Consider the following 1,584-nt stretch of genomic DNA (forward strand, 5'->3'; position numbering starts at 1 on the left):
GTAAGCGTTCACCGAGGTATCTTGACTTACCAGATCTGAAGAAACATATGCAGTTTATAGATCAAAAACGTTTGGGTACGGTCTCTTCGTCACAACAGCCGTGATGATTTCACTCAACACTGACATTGCCGATAAGTCACGCTTTTTGCAGGTTTCGATGAGGGTATGTATCCTACTTCGGAATTTATCACCTGCATCCGAGATCGTTCCGAAGCTAATTTTCCTTTGAATGACAAAACCTCTAATACATCGCTCAGCTTCATTATTGGTTAAGGGGATTGACGTTTTCTTGAGGAAAACCCACAAGCTCTCTCTATGTTTAAGCAGTAACTTGCATCGCCCTCTATACCGCTTGACCATCACACCTGTCCCTTTGCTCAACCAATGATCGAACGATTTTTGTAGCCTGTGCATTCGCCGCAAGTACCGTGAATAATCCAATTCACCTTGCTCATAACGATGCCGAGTATGGAAAATGGTGTTCGTCAGCAAACAAAGATGTTTGCCAATATAAGCGGTGTGGCCACCGCCACTATAATCCGCCATTTGTTGAAGATTGCGCTTCACATGTGCCCAGCATAACTGATGACGGTCTGCGGCTATCCAGTTATAGCTTGGGCATTGGTCGCTAACCACAATGCCTGCATAGTCTTCATCGATGACCTTTTTTGCTGAGGAGGTTGAGCGTGAATAGGGTATTTGTTCATAGACAAGGTCATCACTGGCCACTAACCAACACCAACGAAGGCTCGTTTCATCATTTCGGTGATGAGAGGTTTCGTCAGCATGAATCAAAGTCGCTTTCTTTAACGCTTGTTTTATCGCCTGATGCAATGGCGTTAGCATTGAAGCGACCTTCGTTTGCGCTTCGCTAATCGCGCCGACCGAAAAGGTTGTGCCAAGCTGTTCTTTAAGTAGAGATTGGATTTTCCGAACACTGAGGTGATATTGCCCTGCAAGAACTCCAATGTAACTTAATAAGTTCGGCCCTATAATCCCTTGCGATGCATCGTCAGGCTTTTGAGCCTTGACGGTTTCTTTACAGTGCCGACATTGGCCTGAAAATAAACGGTATTCGGTGATATCGACAGTGGGTTTTGGAATATCGAAGACCTGATGGCGGTAGTAAGGGCCACCTTGAACATCGATATCAGACTGGGCACAGCAAGGGCACACTTCAGGAAAACCATCGATAACTACATCCGTTGCTTTCAGTCGTGAGAGTTTTCGTTGATGCCCTGTGTGGCCTTCTTTAGCTCCTCTCGAATTGCAACCACTAGAGCTTTGATCTTTTTTCGCTCATGCTTGTCCTTAGGGTTGTCAGACGAAGGTGGTTTCGATGAATTTTTGGAGTTAGTAGCTTGTTTATCGGTAAGGTGGCGCAACTGTTCCCACAACTCTTCAATCAGTGCGTTTGCTTCGTTAAGGTCAGAGGCTACGGGCGGTTCCTCTTGATATTTAGGGGCTTTCTTTCTGCTCATAACAAACAGGATGAAGCACTGGAATGATCACTCAATAGCCAAGAATGGATCAAGTGCTGAGTGTCACACTTTTTCTGTCAATAGGGGCTTGGTGAACACTTAC

Annotated in this window: 1 protein-coding gene; it reads right to left on the reverse strand. The window is 45.4% G+C overall.

All coding sequences use genetic code 11. From position 1 onward, the window contains the following. Nucleotides 1-54: 54 nt before the first annotated feature. Nucleotides 55-1,481 (reverse strand): IS66 family transposase gene (gene tnpC, locus R7Z78_RS24220; protein WP_411977587.1). Its coding sequence is split into 2 segments (ribosomal slippage): nucleotides 55-1,286 and nucleotides 1,286-1,481, totalling 1,428 coding nucleotides; the frame shifts between segments, so codons are not numbered across the junction. Between the last annotated feature and the right edge of the window lie 103 nt (nucleotides 1,482-1,584).

The organism is Vibrio sp. 1167 (assembly GCF_033340375.1).
Classification (GTDB): Bacteria; Pseudomonadota; Gammaproteobacteria; order Enterobacterales; family Vibrionaceae; genus Vibrio; species Vibrio alginolyticus.